The sequence below is a fragment of the Barnesiella sp. An22 genome, from assembly GCF_002159975.1.
GTDB classification, from domain to species: domain Bacteria; phylum Bacteroidota; class Bacteroidia; order Bacteroidales; family Barnesiellaceae; genus Barnesiella; species Barnesiella merdigallinarum.
In genome coordinates, this window is the sequence record NZ_NFJR01000010.1 from 36,510 (window position 1) to 53,288 (window position 16,779).

14 protein-coding genes are annotated in these 16,779 nt (G+C 49.2%); all 14 read right to left on the reverse strand.

The genetic code is table 11. The annotated features are described in order from the left end of the window. Window positions 1–1,134, reverse strand: a complete 1,134-nt coding sequence (wecB, locus tag B5F38_RS10065; RefSeq protein ID WP_087409163.1) for a UDP-N-acetylglucosamine 2-epimerase (non-hydrolyzing) — start codon at window positions 1,132–1,134, stop codon at window positions 1–3. A 19-nt stretch (window positions 1,135–1,153) separates the two neighbouring features. Beyond that, window positions 1,154–2,299 (reverse strand): NAD-dependent epimerase/dehydratase family protein, encoded by a 1,146-nt coding sequence (locus tag B5F38_RS10070; protein ID WP_087409164.1) that lies wholly within the window; start codon window positions 2,297–2,299, stop codon window positions 1,154–1,156. Between the two features lie 8 nt (window positions 2,300–2,307). Beyond that, a complete protein-coding gene (locus B5F38_RS10075) occupies window positions 2,308–3,333 on the reverse strand; it encodes a polysaccharide biosynthesis protein (RefSeq protein WP_087409165.1) in 1,026 nt (341 codons plus the stop codon). Window positions 3,334–3,459: 126 nt separating this feature from the next. After that, on the reverse strand, window positions 3,460–4,554 hold the full coding sequence (locus B5F38_RS10080; RefSeq protein ID WP_087409166.1) for a glycosyltransferase: 1,095 nt from the start codon (window positions 4,552–4,554) through the stop codon (window positions 3,460–3,462). A 48-nt stretch (window positions 4,555–4,602) separates the two neighbouring features. After that, window positions 4,603–5,676 (reverse strand): glycosyltransferase family 4 protein, encoded by a 1,074-nt coding sequence (locus B5F38_RS10085; RefSeq protein ID WP_087409167.1) that lies wholly within the window; start codon window positions 5,674–5,676, stop codon window positions 4,603–4,605. Beyond that, complete coding sequence (locus B5F38_RS10090) at window positions 5,669–6,856, reverse strand: O-antigen ligase family protein (RefSeq protein WP_087409168.1); 1,188 nt, start codon at window positions 6,854–6,856, stop codon at window positions 5,669–5,671. The genes B5F38_RS10085 and B5F38_RS10090 overlap by 8 nt, the downstream gene beginning before the upstream one ends. A gap of 27 nt (window positions 6,857–6,883) precedes the next feature. Next, the gene (locus B5F38_RS10095) at window positions 6,884–7,858 is read right to left on the reverse strand and encodes a N(5)-(carboxyethyl)ornithine synthase (protein ID WP_087409169.1); all 975 of its coding nucleotides are present in this window, start codon (window positions 7,856–7,858) and stop codon (window positions 6,884–6,886) included. Between the two features lie 17 nt (window positions 7,859–7,875). Next, window positions 7,876–8,778 carry an ATP-grasp fold amidoligase family protein gene (locus B5F38_RS10100; protein ID WP_087409170.1) on the reverse strand — a complete coding sequence of 301 codons (903 nt, stop codon included), beginning with the start codon at window positions 8,776–8,778 and terminating at the stop codon, window positions 7,876–7,878. Then, entirely contained in the window at window positions 8,779–10,044 is a 1,266-nt protein-coding gene (locus B5F38_RS10105; RefSeq protein WP_087409171.1) for an oligosaccharide flippase family protein, read from the reverse strand. Then, complete coding sequence (locus tag B5F38_RS10110; protein WP_087409219.1) at window positions 10,044–11,060, reverse strand: NAD-dependent epimerase/dehydratase family protein; 1,017 nt, start codon at window positions 11,058–11,060, stop codon at window positions 10,044–10,046. Before B5F38_RS10110 ends, B5F38_RS10105 begins: the two co-directional genes overlap by 1 nt. A gap of 9 nt (window positions 11,061–11,069) precedes the next feature. After that, the gene (locus tag B5F38_RS10115; RefSeq protein WP_087409172.1) at window positions 11,070–11,585 is read right to left on the reverse strand and encodes a UpxY family transcription antiterminator; all 516 of its coding nucleotides are present in this window, start codon (window positions 11,583–11,585) and stop codon (window positions 11,070–11,072) included. A 351-nt stretch (window positions 11,586–11,936) separates the two neighbouring features. After that, complete coding sequence (locus B5F38_RS10120; protein ID WP_158096872.1) at window positions 11,937–12,476, reverse strand: hypothetical protein; 540 nt, start codon at window positions 12,474–12,476, stop codon at window positions 11,937–11,939. Between the two features lie 301 nt (window positions 12,477–12,777). Continuing rightward, window positions 12,778–14,103 carry a sigma-54 dependent transcriptional regulator gene (locus B5F38_RS10125; RefSeq protein WP_087409174.1) on the reverse strand — a complete coding sequence of 442 codons (1,326 nt, stop codon included), beginning with the start codon at window positions 14,101–14,103 and terminating at the stop codon, window positions 12,778–12,780. Next, window positions 14,100–16,556 carry an ATP-binding protein gene (locus tag B5F38_RS10130; protein ID WP_087409175.1) on the reverse strand — a complete coding sequence of 819 codons (2,457 nt, stop codon included), beginning with the start codon at window positions 16,554–16,556 and terminating at the stop codon, window positions 14,100–14,102. The genes B5F38_RS10125 and B5F38_RS10130 overlap by 4 nt, the downstream gene beginning before the upstream one ends. Window positions 16,557–16,779: the final 223 nt, after the last annotated feature.

Sequence of the window (16,779 nt, forward strand, 5' to 3'; positions counted from 1 at the left end):
TTACCTTTCACTCCAGACGACTCGCTTGACATAATCGGTATAGGATAAGATGATTCGTACTACCTTGTCGCTCACGTTGGGTATCGAGTAATCGGCTACCGGGCGGAAGTTGCGGTGCTCGAGATTCTGGTCCTGCAACTCGGCCAACCCTTGCATCACCCGCTCGGGATTGAGACCCACCATCATCACCGAGGCCTCCTCCATCGCTTCGGGACGCTCGTGCGCCTCGCGGATATTCAGGGCCCGGAAGTTGAGAATCGACGACTCTTCGCTGATGGTGCCGCTATCGGAGATGACCGCCCGGGCATTGAGTTGCAGCTTGTTGTAATCGCTCAATCCCATCGGTTTCATCAACCGCACCAAGGGGTCGAATTCGACCCCGGTCTGCTCGATTCGCTTGCGGGTGCGGGGGTGGGTCGACACGATAACCGGATAGCCGTACTCCCGGGCAATGCCGTTCAGAATCGTCACCAGATTGCCGAAGTTGCGGTCGCTCGAGATATTCTCCTCGCGATGAGCCGAGACCACGAAGTAACGGTCGCGCTCGAGCCCCAATGTCTCGAGTATGGTCGACGCCTCGATCTTGGGCAGGTAGCGGTTCAGCACCTCGTACATGGGGCTGCCGGTCTTGATTACGCGGTCGGCCGGGATGCCCTCGTGCAGCAGGTATTCACGGGCGATGCTGCTGTATGTCATGTTGATGTCGGAGATATGGTCTACAATCTTGCGGTTGCTCTCCTCGGGGACCCGTTGGTCGAAACAGCGATTACCGGCCTCCATGTGGAAGATGGGGATGTGCCGCTTCTTGGCCGCAATGGCACAGAGGCACGAATTGGTATCGCCCAGCACCAGGAAGGCCTCGGGCTTGACCTGCTCGAGCACGGGGTCGATGTTGATCAATATCTGCCCGGCCGTAGAGGTAGCGTTGTTGCCCGCCGCATTGAGGAAGTAGTCGGGCTTGCGCAATCCCAGGTCCTGGAAAAATATCTCGTTCAACTCATAGTCGTAGTTCTGGCCGGTATGTACCAGCACATGGTCTATGGCTGGACTGGCGTCCAGTTTCTGCAACACGCACGAAAGTCGAATGATTTCGGGTCGTGTGCCCACCACTGTAAGCACTTTCAAAGGTTTCATAATCTTATATTGAGTTGTTTCATGGTTCTTGTTCTACGGGTTCGAAATAGGTATCGCCGTCGTCGGGATCGTACCACTCGTTGATCCAGAACTGGGCATACAGTATTTCATCGCCGATATTCGATATATTATGCGTATACCACACGGGCATATCGACATAGGCCGGACGCTCGCCGTCGAGGTAATAATCGAGCACCTCGTCGGTACCCACCCGGCGCAGCTGTATGCGGGCCTTGCCCTTGATGACGACAAAGCGCTCCATCTTGCGCGTGTGATAGTGGTTGCCCCGAGTGACGCCGGGCACCGTGGTCGAGAAGCTCACCTGCCCCCCTACCCCTATCTTCACCGTCTCTACAAAACTGCCGCGTGCATCGGTGTGCTGCACCAGCTGCACCGGGAAGTGCTGCTTCATGTCGATGTAGCTGCGGAAGGTGTTGAACAGATTCCACTCGTGCCGGTTACAGAGCGGCGGGATAATGCCCTGCTCGAGGTAGAGGCTCTTGAACTGGCCGAAGCGGTCGAGCACCTCGCTCACCTTCATGGCAAAGTCGAAGGGCACTTCGTCGCGTTCGACCACCACCTCGGCAATCTCGGACTGACGGCGGATCCGCTTGCAGATGTATTCGCACAACGAACCCACATAGATGAGATGCACCTCGCTGTCCTGCATCACTACCGGCTCCTCGCCGTGGGTCAACTTATAGGCAAACGTAGCGATAAACGAGTTATAGTTGGGGCGGCCGAAGGGTCCGAAGACATTGGGTACCACCAGCCCGGTGAACGAGGCCCCCTGACGGCGGGCCCACTCCTCGAACAGGCGACGCCCCTCGCGCTTGCTGCGGCCGTACTCGTTGTCGCGCTCCTCCTGCGTACTCGACGAAAAGAGCACATAGGGGCGCACCCCGGTCGACTCCATCGCCTCGATGAGCTGTCGCACCAGCTTCACGTTGGTCTCATACAGCACCTGCGCATCGGGGTGACGGTTCATTGCCGCCAGATGCACAATGACATCGCACTGCCGCACAAACGCCTCCAGCCGTTCCCGGTCGGCAAAAAAGGAATCCTCGAAAGGTATCCGCTCGAACACTTCGGGCCAGAGCCCCAGCGTATGGTACAGATGTGTACCCACGAAACCAGCCTGCCCGGTAATTCCTACTCGTATCATACCCCCTCCTATGCTTTCAGGTTCAAATCGTCACGCACCAGATTGAGCTTGAGCAGCAATTGCTTCATCTCCTCCACGTCGAGGCGATGCGTGTTGTGAGAATGATAGTCTTCGATTTGCGAAACCACCTTGTTGCCCTCGACAAAATATTTGTCGTAGTTCAAGTCGCGGCTGTCGCACGGGATACGGAAGTAGTTGCCCATATCCACGGCACGCGCCATCTCCTCGCGAGTCACCAGCGTCTCGTACAACTTCTCGCCATGACGAGTGCCGATAACCTTCACCGGCGTATCCTTGCCATAGAGCTGCTTCAAGGCCGTGGCCAGAGTCTCCAGCGTAGCTGCCGGCGCCTTCTGCACGAACAGGTCGCCGTTGTGACCATGCTCAAAAGTATATACCACCAGGTCTACCGCATCGTCGAGCGTCATCATAAAGCGCGTCATATTGGGGTCGGTCATCGTAATCACGGCATTATTCTTCATCTGGTCAATCCACAAAGGGATGACCGAACCGCGGCTCGCCATCACGTTGCCGTAGCGCGTGCAGCAAATCGTGGTCGTCGCCGAGTCGCCCAACTGACGCCCCTTGGCGATAGCCACCTTCTCCATCATCGCCTTGCTGATGCCCATGGCATTGATGGGATAAGCCGCCTTGTCGGTCGAGAGCACCACCACATTCTTCACCCCGTGTTCGATAGCCGAGTCGAGAACATTCTCGGTCCCCAACACATTGGTACGCACCGCCTGCATGGGGAAAAACTCGCACGAAGGCACCTGCTTCAAAGCCGCAGCCGAAAATACATAATCGACCCCGGTCATGGCCCCGTCGATACTGCGCTTGTCGCGCACATCGCCAATATAGAATTTTACCTTGGGATTTTGCAGCCGATGGCGCATATCGTCCTGCTTCTTCTCATCGCGACTGAATATGCGAATCTCGCGCACGTCGCTATCGAGGAAACGTCGCAAAACGGCATTGCCAAACGACCCGGTCCCCCCGGTAATGAGCAATATTTTATCTTTAAAAATAGACATAATGCATAATTTTAATATCCTCTTTTATATTTTCATTTGATTTTCAACAATATGTCGCCCAATACTTCAAGGGATCTTATCCATGCAGAAACGAGGCTACTGCATCAAAGATAACCAAACGCTTTTTCATACTGTCAATAAATCTCTATAATTTTTTCTGTATTCTGCATAAACGGTATTCAAGTCATATGCTTGCCGAACCTTTTGTAGTGCTCTTTCACAAATCTTATCTGCTTCAACCGGATGATTATGGCACCAATCAATAGCTTCGGCCAGCTGCTTTGAATTGCGCTCTTCCACAAGGATGCCGCACAAGCTGCCATCTGCTCCTGTCAACATATCGGGAATAGCAGCCCGCCTCGTGGAAATAACCATTTTACCCAAACTCATTGCTTCCAGAATGGATATGGGAAATGCCTCACTCTTGTAATAGGTAGGGAGCACCAACACATCCATTCGATTCATAAATTCAATGGCATCTTTATTAGGTAATACACCGTAATATTTTATCCGTTTTCCCCAATCACTACCCGCCATTGTCTTTATCTTGGAAATAAAGTCCATATCACCTCCTCCAACAAGATGTAAAGAAATATTTTCATTAACCGACATCATTGCCGCGACTAATTCTCCAACACCTTTCGAAGGTAACAAATTACCAATAAATGCAACTTGAGTATACTGTTTAGGTATGATGTTCACAACCTGATTCTCCAGATTTATACCATTAGGAGTCAAACGTACTCGGTTTTTCAAGGTATCTATTTTTTGAAGCATTTGATATGATTTTCGATCCAATACCCATATTTGATTGTACTGCTTCATCGACATCAATGTTCCCCAACCAATAAGGCTATGGCTATTTATTGTTTGGGGAATACATCCATAATGACAATGTAAAATGGACTTTATCTTTCTCTTTTTACAGATTCGTCCAATACACCAGTCTCGTAAAACGCCCATAGAGCCACTCGTCGTTGCGTGCATAATGTCGATATGAGTGGTTTCAAGTATAGATTTAATCTCGCGCTTAATCCTAAATAATGCAGCCAATCCTGTTACAACTCTTCCGAAAAAAGAGACTTTCTTTTCTCGAACAGGTGCATTGTCTACACAATAAAGACGATACTCCGATTGAGGAAATTTCTCTCGAAAAACTTGTGCCCATGAAAATATTCCACCGACATTGTGCTCTGGAGCTACAAACAAGACATTTTTCATTGGTATCTACAGTTGTGCAATCTTCTAAAATTCTCTTAATCCTTCGCTTCAAGCATCAATAATACGCCGATAAGAGTTGACAAACGTCTCTTTTGAACAAAGTTGCTCGACTCGCAATCTGGCATTAGCAGCCAGTTCGCGCCGCTGATTGTCCGGCAACTCTATGAATCGCTCGATTGTTCGAACCATATCCTGCACATCATTCGGATCGAACAAGAATCCACTCTTACCCTCCTCCACAATATACGGGTTATCGCAAACCCGGCTACATACAACCGGCACTCCACAGCTCATTGCCTCGCACAAAACATTAGGGAACCCTTCGTAAATCGACGGCAAACAAAACAGATCGGCTTCGTGATACACTCGCTCCACCTCTTGGGTCGGAGCATAAAAAGTAAATATATCGTTCAAACGATACTCCTCTATTTTCTTCTCACACCATGCAAAATAGGAGTCCTTCATCCCGTACCACGAAACCTTCACCGGATAATGTTGACGCACAATATTGACGGCCTCGATAAAGCGAAGAATATTTTTCTGCTCCGATACCCGTCCTACGCCCACAATATGCAGATACGGATGCTCGAATGCCTCCCTCGGCAACGGTTGGAAACGCTCCAAATCCACATAATTGGTTATCACCTCACACCTGGGTGATAAAAGAGGATAATGGTTCTCGACAAACCGAGCTTGAGTATATGAATTACATACAATCTTATCGGCAAACCGATAGCTCCAAAATTTAATACGCTCTTTCCAAGAGAGCCTCTGGGTGGTATTGCGTTCCGAGACAATCAACCGGAACTTGCCCCCTAGCATTTTACAAATGCAGGCGATGATTGACGGCCCATCTAAATAGGCAATGACTGCATCGGGCGAATAAGCAGTCAAATACCGGTAAATGGCATATATCCGAAACCACTTGTTATTGGCTTTTTCCAGATACTCACACTCTACGCCTTGCGACTTGAGAAGCGGTTTATAAAAAGGAATATCGTAATAAGTGACCAGTCGCACGGAGTAGCCATTCTGTTTCAACAGTCCGGCCAATCCCACCATCTGACGTTGGGCCCCACCAGAATTCAGACAATCAATCAAACAAAGTACCTTCTTATCCATTACAGGGAACCTTTTTGAACTGAACTTTCTCACTACCTACAATCAGTCCCAACAGCAAAATATATTCTACATTAGACATAGAGGTAAATCCCATGGAGAAGAGCGATTGAAGGAACCAAATCAACATACACAAATAGGCCGACAAACGCACCCACGAAGATAACGATGACCGATATATGAATCGAAACAGGCCGACGAATATCATCAAATAGAGTACGACACCCACTACACCATTACAAATCAGCAATTCCAACCAGTCGTTATGTGCAAAATTGCCCCAAACTGTTACCGTTTGGGCCATACCATTACCAAACATGAGTGTCCAGAAATTTGTATCATTGTACCAGTGCCCCAGCAACACAGGATAAGCTACGCCTCGGCCGCCTATACCCTCGTTCTGCATAAACTCGATACGGCTCAAAAGCCACTCATTCGATTCATAAGCATAATAAATAAGGTAGCCGGCACCCAAGAACAAGACTACAGCCAAAAGTATGGCTTTCATCGATGCCTTATTCTCTTTGAGATAAAACAATACCGAGAAAAACAAAGCCGCTACCATACATACAATAGCTCCACGTTTGGCCGCAAACATGATGAGCACAATTGACAAGACCAATATTATAGCTGCCAAAATCTTACTCCGCTTCAAAAAAAAAGGTAAGAACGGAAGAATTCCTACTACAAAATATCCACTATTATTCGTCACACCATCCACTCTCAACCATGAAAGTAACGCATGCAACATATAAAAATAGCGAATTAAAGCCAGTAAAAAGAATATCAGTCCAATAGAAACCAAAATATTATTACTTATCTTACCAGATTTTCGGGCAACCACATAGCCGATACAGAACGAAAGCATAAATGCAGATATGCTCTTAAATTGGTCCATTGTATGTACCTCTCCTATTGCCTCGTACACCGTACCGAAAACGACCTGGGGAGAAAACAAAAACGAAGCCGTCTGAACCAAGTAAAAAATCAACCATATCGTTACCCAGAAAGGCTTATGTACATACAATGCAGTTTTCCCGTAATAATAAAGACCTATCAATAAAAAAAAGAAAATAGAAACCTGCGATAAAATACTACCACTGGGATACAAGATACCCTGTAAATAATATAAGAAAAAGAACAGTATCGGGGAAACAAGCCCCACGGGTTTCTGTAATGCCATAAAATTCCGTTTCTAAAAATATACCATCTATTTCAGGACCTGCCGATTTTGGAAACTATTTATTCTTTCGTCTCGAATAACCCCTTGTTCAATAATCAGGCTGTTTTTCAAGACTTCACACTCCAACTCTCTCCCTTCTATAAAATAGTCGATATATTTCACGACCTCTTTACTTAACTCTTTGGAGACTGTTTTATAAAACAAAGCCGGAGTATGGTCTACAACATAATGACGAATACCATCAATCTCGTAGTCCGGATTATCAATCGTCATGGGAACACTTGTCTCTATACCGCCACCCCGGTCACAACTGATGTCTATAATCATCGCACCCGGTTTCATGCGTTTCAAATCTTCCCGCGATATAATATGATCCTTGCGAGAAATGTCCCACAATACCCCATTTACGACTACATCATAGAGTGGTAGCTCTTTTCGGAATAAAGCCTCTGTCTTACGATCATAAACAGTAACCATTGCACCCATATAATTGAGCATGTTCATGGCCCCCCGAGCAACATTGCCTCGACCGATTACGGCCACTCGAGTATGATATGGAAAGATTCCATGCCTCAAATAGGCGTGCATGATAGCAGCCTCTCCGGCAATCTCGTTGTTCCTCCAAAAAGAGTGACGCCCCATTTCGTACATGTCTTCCCAGGCGTACGCCGACAATTTGCTTGCAATCACCCGGCCGGTAATATCTCTGTTCTGAACAGCATGCAACCATCCAAAAACGATTTGTCCCGACAGTTCGTTCAAGTATTCGGCATCTCCCACCTTAGGGTCACATATCACATCTTTCTTCAAAATCTCAGCCCGGTCACAAACGCCGCCAATACCCTCGTTCAGATAGCAGCTATCGTCATATCCCAATATGGAACCATAGCCTTTCTCGATATAGACATGCTCTTTATTCTTTATAGACTTCACATCGCAAGGCAATAGAGCCCGACGATGTTCATTCTCCTTTTTACTTATTACAAATCCTATCGTCCTCATAATAAAAATCGATACGCTCAGTTTTTCAAACAAATCATCGACCCAAACAGCCAATCGGTCTCTTCCAGTAAATTCCCGTCGAAACCACTCGCCGGATAAAAGGTCATTTCACCAAAATAAATGGCTCCTGCATGATTGTATAAATCGACCCTCACAAACGGGATTCCTCCCGACAACTTTTCGGCCAGACGGAACATTTCGTTCATACCGGACGGCTCGGGTAACGTAAAATCAACAGGAGCCTCTTTCCCCCTTTTATTCAATCGTAAAAGAGTCCAATCTCTATTAAAAAAATAAAATTTCGGACTTCCTATACTACGGTCTATACAAACCATCACACAATAAGCCTTACCGTCAAAACAAAAGAACTTATAATCGGCCAGTTCGCCACGTTCATCTGCTATATATTTCTCGGCAATAATCCGAGGCTTCACCTGTTTATATGGCCACTCCTTCGTCTCGGCATATATATCGCGTTGCATAGAGCGTTTCAATTTCGATAAAGCAGACTGTTCATCAAAATTTTTTTTATTACGACAAACAACGACGCCCTCGCCTCCTCCATCGTGAGTAGTCTTCAATACGAATTGATCGGGTAAACGAGACATATCAATATCCTCTACCCCCGACCACACGGCCCATGTGGGAATAATATACTTCTCACCAATAATAGAAGCCACATACTTCTTAGCCTCATATTTATCTACCATCTGAGTATATAATGGATTGTGATCGTGCAACTTCAGCCATTGTAACTTTTCATTGAATGTGACCGGATGTTTGAGGTGCAACGGGTTCCTCATTTCAAGGAAATACACTAACCTTAAATAGACCGAATCACTATACAAGAAATTCGTTTTTTTGACAATAGCCAACAACAAACGTCGTGGCGATTTTATATAATCAATAATCCTCTGCATCTAACTATGAGTTTTTGCTTTCATCAACCGCTTAGCCATGAGATAAATCGATACGCCTATAGCTCCCCTTATTGCCAACAGCACGAACGCAACTCCCACATAACTAAATCGGGGGACCAGAATCCAGGCCAAAGCGAAGCCAACCAGAGACCACACAACATATATGTCGCGTATCAAATTTTCTTTTCCTACGAGGACCAAATAATTAGTACCATAAGAATTGGACAGAAATAAAAAAATTGGCGACAATGCCAAGATGCGAATAACAGTTGCCGAATCGGAAAAATTGGGCGTCAAGAATATATCGACAAAGAGATTGGCTCCCAAAAACATAAGCAAACTCATCAATATGGCTATAGTTCCCGTAATTTTTACATAGAGGCTATGCTTCTCCTCGTGCCGGGCCAGGAACGGGAAAAAAGCTCTCGAAAGAACCTGTGTCAACTGATCGACTATCCCGTGAAATTTTTCTCCGCCCGAATAGATACCTGTTGCACCGTCTCCACAATAGGTCCGCAACAAGATTACCGAAAAATTATTATATAAGTTGGGAACAATCAAACTTATAAACATATTTGTCGAATTTTTCAATCGTCTGAAAATCGGACCAAACTTCGGGAATCGCACATAAATACCATAACGTTTTACCAAAACAAACATGGCTATTATACCGCTAACGATGTATCCGCAAGCCACCAAAAGCGGCTGAAACATATAATCGCTCTGCTCACGAATAACGACAAACACCAATACCGTAAATATCAGTTTCGACAGCACATTCAAGATAGTAATATATTTCATCTGCTCAAATGCCTGAAACAGCCACTCAGGAAACAGTATATGTCCTGGTATATAGGCAAAAGTCAACAACAACAGCAACTCTGTTTCTTTTGACAGCGAAAACAAGGGCAACAATGAAAAAAGCAAAAAGAAACATATCGCCATCAAGGTTAGTTTCGAAAAAATCACCTCACTGAATATTTGCGAAACCACATCTATATCTTCACGAGCCCGAGCGGCATCACGAGTCGCCGTATAGTTGAACCCCCAATCCACGACAGTCTCTACAATCACAATTACTGCCGTAGCAAAAGCTATCGCTCCAAATTTTTCTACCCCTATCACACGCGTAAGATAAGGCAAAGTAATAAGGGGAAAAACAAACGATATGATTTTGAGGATGGACAAATAGAAAAAATTTCCTACCAATCCCCGTATATCCTGATTCTGAAAAAGCGATTTTATTTTCGACTTGTTCAACCGCATTATTCTTCCCGACAATTATACGTCTTGTACCAGTCCACAAAGTGAGCAATTCCCTCGCTTAATGTCACTGAAGGTCTAAATCCGAAAGTCTGTTCAAATTTCGACGAATCGGCATAAGTTTGATACACATCGCCAGCCTGCATCGGATACATCTCCAACTGGGCTTTCTTACCCATATTCTCTTCTATAATGTGAATAAAGTCCATCAAAGGTACCGGGTGGCCGCATCCTACATTATAAATATCGAATACATGGTCTTTGTCTCGGGTATAATCTATTGCTCTTATGGTAGCCTCCACAATATCATCGATATAGGTAAAATCTCTCGACAGATTGCCTTGATTGAACACCTTTATGGGACGCCCTTCGTCAATCGCTTTTACAAAGAGTGAAGGAGCCATGTCGGGACGGCCCCAAGGCCCGTAAACCGTAAAATATCGCAAACCCGTAGTAGGTATGCCATACAAATGGGCATAGACATGAGCCATCAGTTCATCGGCCTTTTTGGTAGCAGCATACAGGCTCACAGGCTTATCGGTCTTATCCTCTTCCGAAAAAGGCACATGGGTATCCATACCGTACACACTGCTCGACGAGGCAAACACAAAATGGGAGACCGGATAGTGTCTTACACATTCCAAGAGATTGACGAACCCTACCAAATTACTTTCGACATACGCATAAGGGTTATCTATGGAATATCTTACTCCGGCCTGGGCTGCCAAGCTACATACCTTATCAAACTTCTCTTCTCGGAAAAGAGATTGCAATGCCTCCCGATCCGCCAGATCTATCTTGACAAATCTCAATCGGTCGTATCGATGGCTCTGCACAATTACCCCATCTGCTATCTCCTCTTTTTCAATTCCCAACAAAGCTAAACGGGAATATTTCAACTCTATATCATAATAATCGTTCAGATTATCAAGTGCTACGATATCATAACCATGGTCTATTAAGCCTTGGCACAAATTACTTCCTATAAATCCGGCACCACCAGTAACCAATATTTTCATCATTCAAATTTATATCTTCTCCAAATAACTGCCCGGTATATAGACCGTGGCTACGGTAAAGAGGTTGTCTATCCGAACCACCACGCGGCGATGGCCGGCTATGCGCACCAGTTCGCCTTCGATGCCGGCAAAACTGCCGGCGACAACCCGCACGCGGTCGCCCCGACGCAGGTCGTGAGGCAGCACCTCGATTTCGTTCTCGTGGTGTTCTACCAGATAGATGAAGTCCTCCATCTGCTTGTCGGGCACTCGCAACAGCGAGCGGCTGGAAAAGTCGCGAACATACCGCATGGGGTAACCATAGTCGTTGATAAGCGAAATGCACTCTTTTTTACAACCATGAACGAATATCAACCCGCTGATAAAAGGGACTTCGACCTTCTTACGCTTTCCGCCAATCTCTTTGACAGTTTCGCGAAAAGGGATAAAGTGCTCCACCCCCATGCGGGTAAGAAGCTCCTTTATCTTGCGTTCCTGGCGATAGGTTTTCGCCACATACCACCCTTCTTCTTCAGCATCCGGCATATTCGGTTCGGTTTTGACAAAGCCTAAGCCTCCAGGCGACAAAACGTCGTCCTCGACTATATCAGGCACTCCTGCTATCTCTTGCATTTTAACCTCTTAAACAGAGTTGTAAATACAATTTAACTATGCAAATATAACGAGAAATGGTTACATTTTAATATTATTTACGCTATTATTCCCAATAGATAAAAGAATTTGCCACCCTTTCTGCAAGGCCTCTTAAAGAGGGGATGCAAAAAACGCCGCCATCCCCCTCATACCGAGGAGAATGGCGGCTCCATCATCTTCACTAATACAGATAAAAATAAGAACGCTTTTTCTAAAGATTAACTCACTTATCCGATGCAAAAGTTATGCGATAGAATTTTGGGCTTGAGGCTCATCCTTCTGCGGCTCCTGAGTGGGAACGCTGTCGGTGGGCTCTTCGGTCAGGCCGAGCAGATAGAGATTGGCTTGAGGCTCATCCTTTTGCGGCTCCTGCGTGGGAACACTGTCAGTGGGCTCTTCGGTCAGGCCAAGCAGATAGAGATTGGCTTGGGGCTCATCCTTCTGAGGCTCCTGCGTGGGAACGCTGTCGGTGGGCTCTTCGGTCAGGCCGAGCAGATAGAGATTGGCTTGAGGCTCGTCTTTCTGAGGCTCTTGAGTGGGAACGCTGTCGGCAGGAGCCGGCTCCTCATTCAGACAGAACAGAGACTTTTCACTCTGCGGTTCTTGAGAGGGGACACTGTCAGCAGGAGCCGGCTCTTCATTCAGACCGAACAGACTTGCCTCTCCTTGGGGTTCCTGTGCAGGAACACTATCGGTTTGTGCCGGTTCTTCGCTCGGACTCTGTGCATACGAAACAAAAGATGAAACGCTAACCGACATCATAAATACTGCGACTGATAACATTAACTTTTTCATAATTCCACATTTTTAAGTTATACACTCTATTATTCCATTCTTCGCCTAATGAAAATACAATCGCCGTGCCAATGGCGCCAATATGCACATAAAGCTCTATTTATTAAGATATTAAAAAATAATACCACTTGTAGCATAGTGTGGAATAGTGTGGAACAGATGTGGAGTGGTGTGGAAAAATTCCACACCACACACCCAAAAAGCATCGGGACACCCCAATTGGAGTGCCCCGATATAGATGTACGGGAACCGAGATTGAAAGGCGACAATCACCCCCACCCGCCCGGCTTCACTCGATGTGATACAGTTTGAGTTTGTTGTAGAGTGTCTTGCGATCGATGCCCAGCATTTCGGCCGCCCGGCTCTTGTTGCCTGCACAGTGTTGCAGAGCGGCCACAATCTTGGTGCGTTCGCTCTCGGGGTCGTGCAATGCGGCCGTCCGTTTCGCAGACTCGGCAACCTCCAGCCCCAGATGTTCCACCCCGACGGGAGCTCCTTGCGACAGCAGGGCGGCCCGCATTACGGTATTGCGCATCTCGCGCAAGTTACCGGGCCAGCGATAGCGACAAATCTGCTCCATGGCATCGGGCCGGAATCCCGGGACGGGCTTCTCCAACTCGCGATTGGCCTGGTCCAGAAAGAAGTTGGCAAAGAGTGGAATATCTTCGCCCCGCTCACACAGGCGAGGCATATGGATGGTAAACTCATTGATGCGGTGATACAAATCTTCGCGGAAGGTACCCGCGGCTATGGCAGCCTTCAAGTCTTCGTTGGTAGCGGCAATCAACCGCACATCGACCTTAATATCGGTCGTGGTACCTATCGGCTTGACCCTCCGCTCCTGCAACACCCGGAGCAGTTGTATCTGCACGTCGTAACTGAGGTTGCCTATCTCGTCGAGAAATATCGTGCCTCCGTCGGCCTCGACAAAGGCTCCCACCTTGTCTTCGATAGCCCCCGTAAACGACCCCTTCTTATGACCGAAGAACTCGGAGGCGGCCAACTCCCTAGGGATGGCTCCGCAATCGATGGCCACAAACGGACGGTCGGCTCGCTTGCTCAACTGGTGTATCCGCTTGGCCACATACTCTTTACCTGTACCACTCGCCCCGTTGATTAAGACCGACATGCTGGTAGGGGCTACCAACCGTACATACGAATAGAGCTGCCGGGCAGCTTCGCTCTGCCCCTCGAGATAGCCGGGCTCTTCGGGTGCAGCCTTTGGCTTGGGCTGCTTCGGTTCGACGGCACGGGCGGCGGCCCCGAGTACCTCGTTGATTTTTTGCAACAGATCTTCGGGATTGACCGGCTTGGCTATATAATCCTTGGCCCCCAGTTTCATGGCCTGGACGGCCGAGGGGATGGCTGCATAACTGGTCATCACGATAACCGGCACCGGTTGCCGCCGGGCATTGAGCCACTCCAGCAGGTCGATGCCTTCGCCATCGGGCAGCCGCAAGTCGCACAGCACCAAGTCGACGGCTTCGTCCTGCAGTGCACGCCGGGCCGCTCCCACCCCCGAAACCGAGGTGATGGCAAAGCCCTTTTTGGTAAGCCACGTCTGCAGCATGAGGGCAAATGTAGTATCGTCCTCGACGATAAGAATATGGTTCATGGTTGTTGTTCCTCCTTTCTTAAAATAGCTTGCAACTCGTCCCGTATCTGCCCGGCACAGGCGAGCAGAGGGGTCAAGTGTTCCGACAGGCTATCGCTCCACGGGGCAGCCCCCTCCTCTTCCAGTCGCGAAAGCAACGGCAGCATGTCCGAGAGCTTCAGCATGGCAAAAAGCGGCTGCCATTTGTGAGCCATACGGGTAACGACTACCCCGTTGCGCGTCTCGCGAGCCTGCTCCAGCTCTTCGATCTGGGTCGTAAGTTCGTGCAAGAGGGTTTCCAGTATCTTCACACGGGCGGCCCGGTCGTCACCGGCAAACACGGTGAGCGGCGAAAAGTCATATCGCCCCTGCGACTCTTCACCTTCGGCGGTCACAGGCTGCGGCTCGGCTACGGCCCGAGGTACCTCGTGCCAAATGGCCGACAGGCAGTCGGACAGCTGTGCCAACGAGAAGGGTTTGCGTAACACACGCGAAAAGCCTTCGGACAACAGACGCTCCGAATCGCTGCGGGCCGTGACCACGACCACGGGAATATCCCGGGCCCGGGGCACCGACGAATCGCGCAACGATTTCAAGAACTGCACACCATCCATCTCGGGCATCTGCATATCGGTAAAGACGGCGTCGAAGGGTTCGTGCTCCAGATAGCTGACCACCTCTTCGGGCCGCACACAGGAGACCGCCTCCACGCCGAGTTGTTTCAACTGGTTTTCAAAGAGGGTCAATTGTATCTTGTCGTCGTCGAGCAACAGGCAGCGGCGCCCGGCAAAGGCGGGAGCTTCGGGCTCGGCCTCGCCGTCGACCTTGTCGAGCGGAATCTCTACGGTGAAGGTACTGCCCACCCCCTCCTGGCTGCGCACATCGAGCCGGCCGCCGAGCAGGTCGACCAACTGCCGGGTAATCGTCAAGCCCAACCCGAAGCCTTCGATACCCTGGGCCGACGACAAGCGGGTAAAGGCCTGGAATATCTGTTCCAAATCGTCACGGGCAATGCCCCGCCCCGTATCGCTCACCGAGAAGACCAGGTATTGTCCCCGCACGAATAGATGCACGGTGACCCGTCCCCGGGCGGTAAACTTCAACGCATTGGAGAGCAGGTTGTCGACAATCTGCTGGATGCGCAACGGATCGCCCGCAAAGGTGGCATTGGCCGACGGTTCGGCCTTCAACTCCAGCGTCAACTGCTTCTTCTCGGCCACCGGCTGCATGGCCGAGACAATCTTCTCGAACAACACCCGCGGATTGAAGGTAAGGTGATTGACATCGAGTTTGTGCGACTCCAGCCGATAAAAGTCGAGCAGGTCGCTCACCAGCGACAACAGATGGTCGGACGAGGCCTTCATATTTTGCAGATAGAACCGCTGCCGCTCGCTGTTGTCGAGCCTCATCATCAGTTCTACATATCCGATAATCGAACTGAGCGGAGCCTTGAAGTCGTGCGTAATTGTCAGCATCAGCTTCTCGCGAGCCTCCAGCAGCTCTTCGGCCCGACGGCGGGCCTCCTCCAGTTCGCGACGCCAGCGGTCGTCGCGCATCCAGCCCCGCCACACCATGATGCCGAATATCAACGCCAGCACGATAGCCCCCGAGGCCACCCCCACCAGAGCATTCATCGACTCCTGGCGGATAGCCTCGTTGCGGTCGAGAATCCGCTCCGAGACCAACAGTTGCTCCTGCTCGAAGCTACTCATCAGCCGGCCTATCTGCCCGCTCAACCGCTGGTTGTCAAACCGCAGTCGCCAGCGTTCCCGCTCGAGGGCCTGCTTCGAGAGCTCGCGACTCTCGTGAAAACCGCTCTCCATGGCCTTCAGGTCCAGAGCCAGCGAATCGCTCAAAGCCCCAATCCGCCGCGACTCCGACCGAATGCTGTCGAGTCCGCCCGGCGACTTGCCCGATATGGCATCGGCTATGCGACCGAACAGATTGCGCCGCTTGCGCTTCTCCATGAGCGAATCGCTCTTCTGGGCCAACTTTTGCTGATGGGCATGAATAAGGAGCAAGGAGTCTTGCTGACGCATGATGTCGTCGAACTTGCGATTTTGTTCCTCGGCCACATCGATCGACGTACTCATCAACCGACGGATGACCGAATTTTTCCGATTCAACAGATAGACAATGCTGTCGATACGCGACAACTGCACCGAGTCGGCAGTGATGTTACACAACGAATCGACGCACGACACGGCATCGTTCATCAAACGCCGGTACACCGGATAATCGGAATAGCGTCCCCACACCAGCGATTGCCCCAGCGTCTCGGTACGATAGAGCAGCGACAGCGCATCGGATACTCGATGGCGCTTGGCCGTCATATCCTCCTCAACCTCACGCACCGATACCAACAGCCCTATCTCGTGATAGACAAACCACGAGGAGGAGAGCAGCACGACAACGAGCAGCAAATATCCCCACAACGCCTTGTTGCGGGTAGCTTTTCGGGAATAGGAAGCCATAGTTCACGATTTGGCGGTGAAGATAAAAAAATTTCCACAAAAACCAGCCCCTCCTCCCCCCGCTATTTTTCATTCCACCTCTTCCTCCCTACCCGAAACGGCCCCACGCCTGCCCCCCAACTACATGCCGGCCATCAGCATCGGCCGCCATTCATGACATACACTCGGGGGCATCACACCTTTTTAATAAGGAGGGACGAAAAACAGCTCCTGTCCACGGCTC

Coding starts and splice junctions, on each gene's coding strand:
- B5F38_RS10095 (WP_087409169.1), bottom strand. CDS start 7,858: ATGAGGACGATAGGATTTGTAATAAGTAAAAAGGAGAATGAACATCGT.
- B5F38_RS10130 (WP_087409175.1), bottom strand. CDS start 16,556: ATGGCTTCCTATTCCCGAAAAGCTACCCGCAACAAGGCGTTGTGGGGA.
- B5F38_RS10070 (WP_087409164.1), bottom strand. CDS start 2,299: ATGATACGAGTAGGAATTACCGGGCAGGCTGGTTTCGTGGGTACACAT.
- B5F38_RS10105 (WP_087409171.1), bottom strand. CDS start 10,044: ATGCGGTTGAACAAGTCGAAAATAAAATCGCTTTTTCAGAATCAGGAT.
- B5F38_RS10080 (WP_087409166.1), bottom strand. CDS start 4,554: ATGAAAAATGTCTTGTTTGTAGCTCCAGAGCACAATGTCGGTGGAATA.
- B5F38_RS10115 (WP_087409172.1), bottom strand. CDS start 11,585: ATGCCGGATGCTGAAGAAGAAGGGTGGTATGTGGCGAAAACCTATCGC.
- B5F38_RS10075 (WP_087409165.1), bottom strand. CDS start 3,333: ATGTCTATTTTTAAAGATAAAATATTGCTCATTACCGGGGGGACCGGG.
- B5F38_RS10110 (WP_087409219.1), bottom strand. CDS start 11,060: ATGAAAATATTGGTTACTGGTGGTGCCGGATTTATAGGAAGTAATTTG.
- B5F38_RS10085 (WP_087409167.1), bottom strand. CDS start 5,676: ATGGATAAGAAGGTACTTTGTTTGATTGATTGTCTGAATTCTGGTGGG.
- B5F38_RS10125 (WP_087409174.1), bottom strand. CDS start 14,103: ATGAACCATATTCTTATCGTCGAGGACGATACTACATTTGCCCTCATG.
- B5F38_RS10120 (WP_158096872.1), bottom strand. CDS start 12,476: ATGTTATCAGTCGCAGTATTTATGATGTCGGTTAGCGTTTCATCTTTT.
- wecB (WP_087409163.1), bottom strand. CDS start 1,134: ATGAAACCTTTGAAAGTGCTTACAGTGGTGGGCACACGACCCGAAATC.
- B5F38_RS10090 (WP_087409168.1), bottom strand. CDS start 6,856: ATGGCATTACAGAAACCCGTGGGGCTTGTTTCCCCGATACTGTTCTTT.
- B5F38_RS10100 (WP_087409170.1), bottom strand. CDS start 8,778: ATGCAGAGGATTATTGATTATATAAAATCGCCACGACGTTTGTTGTTG.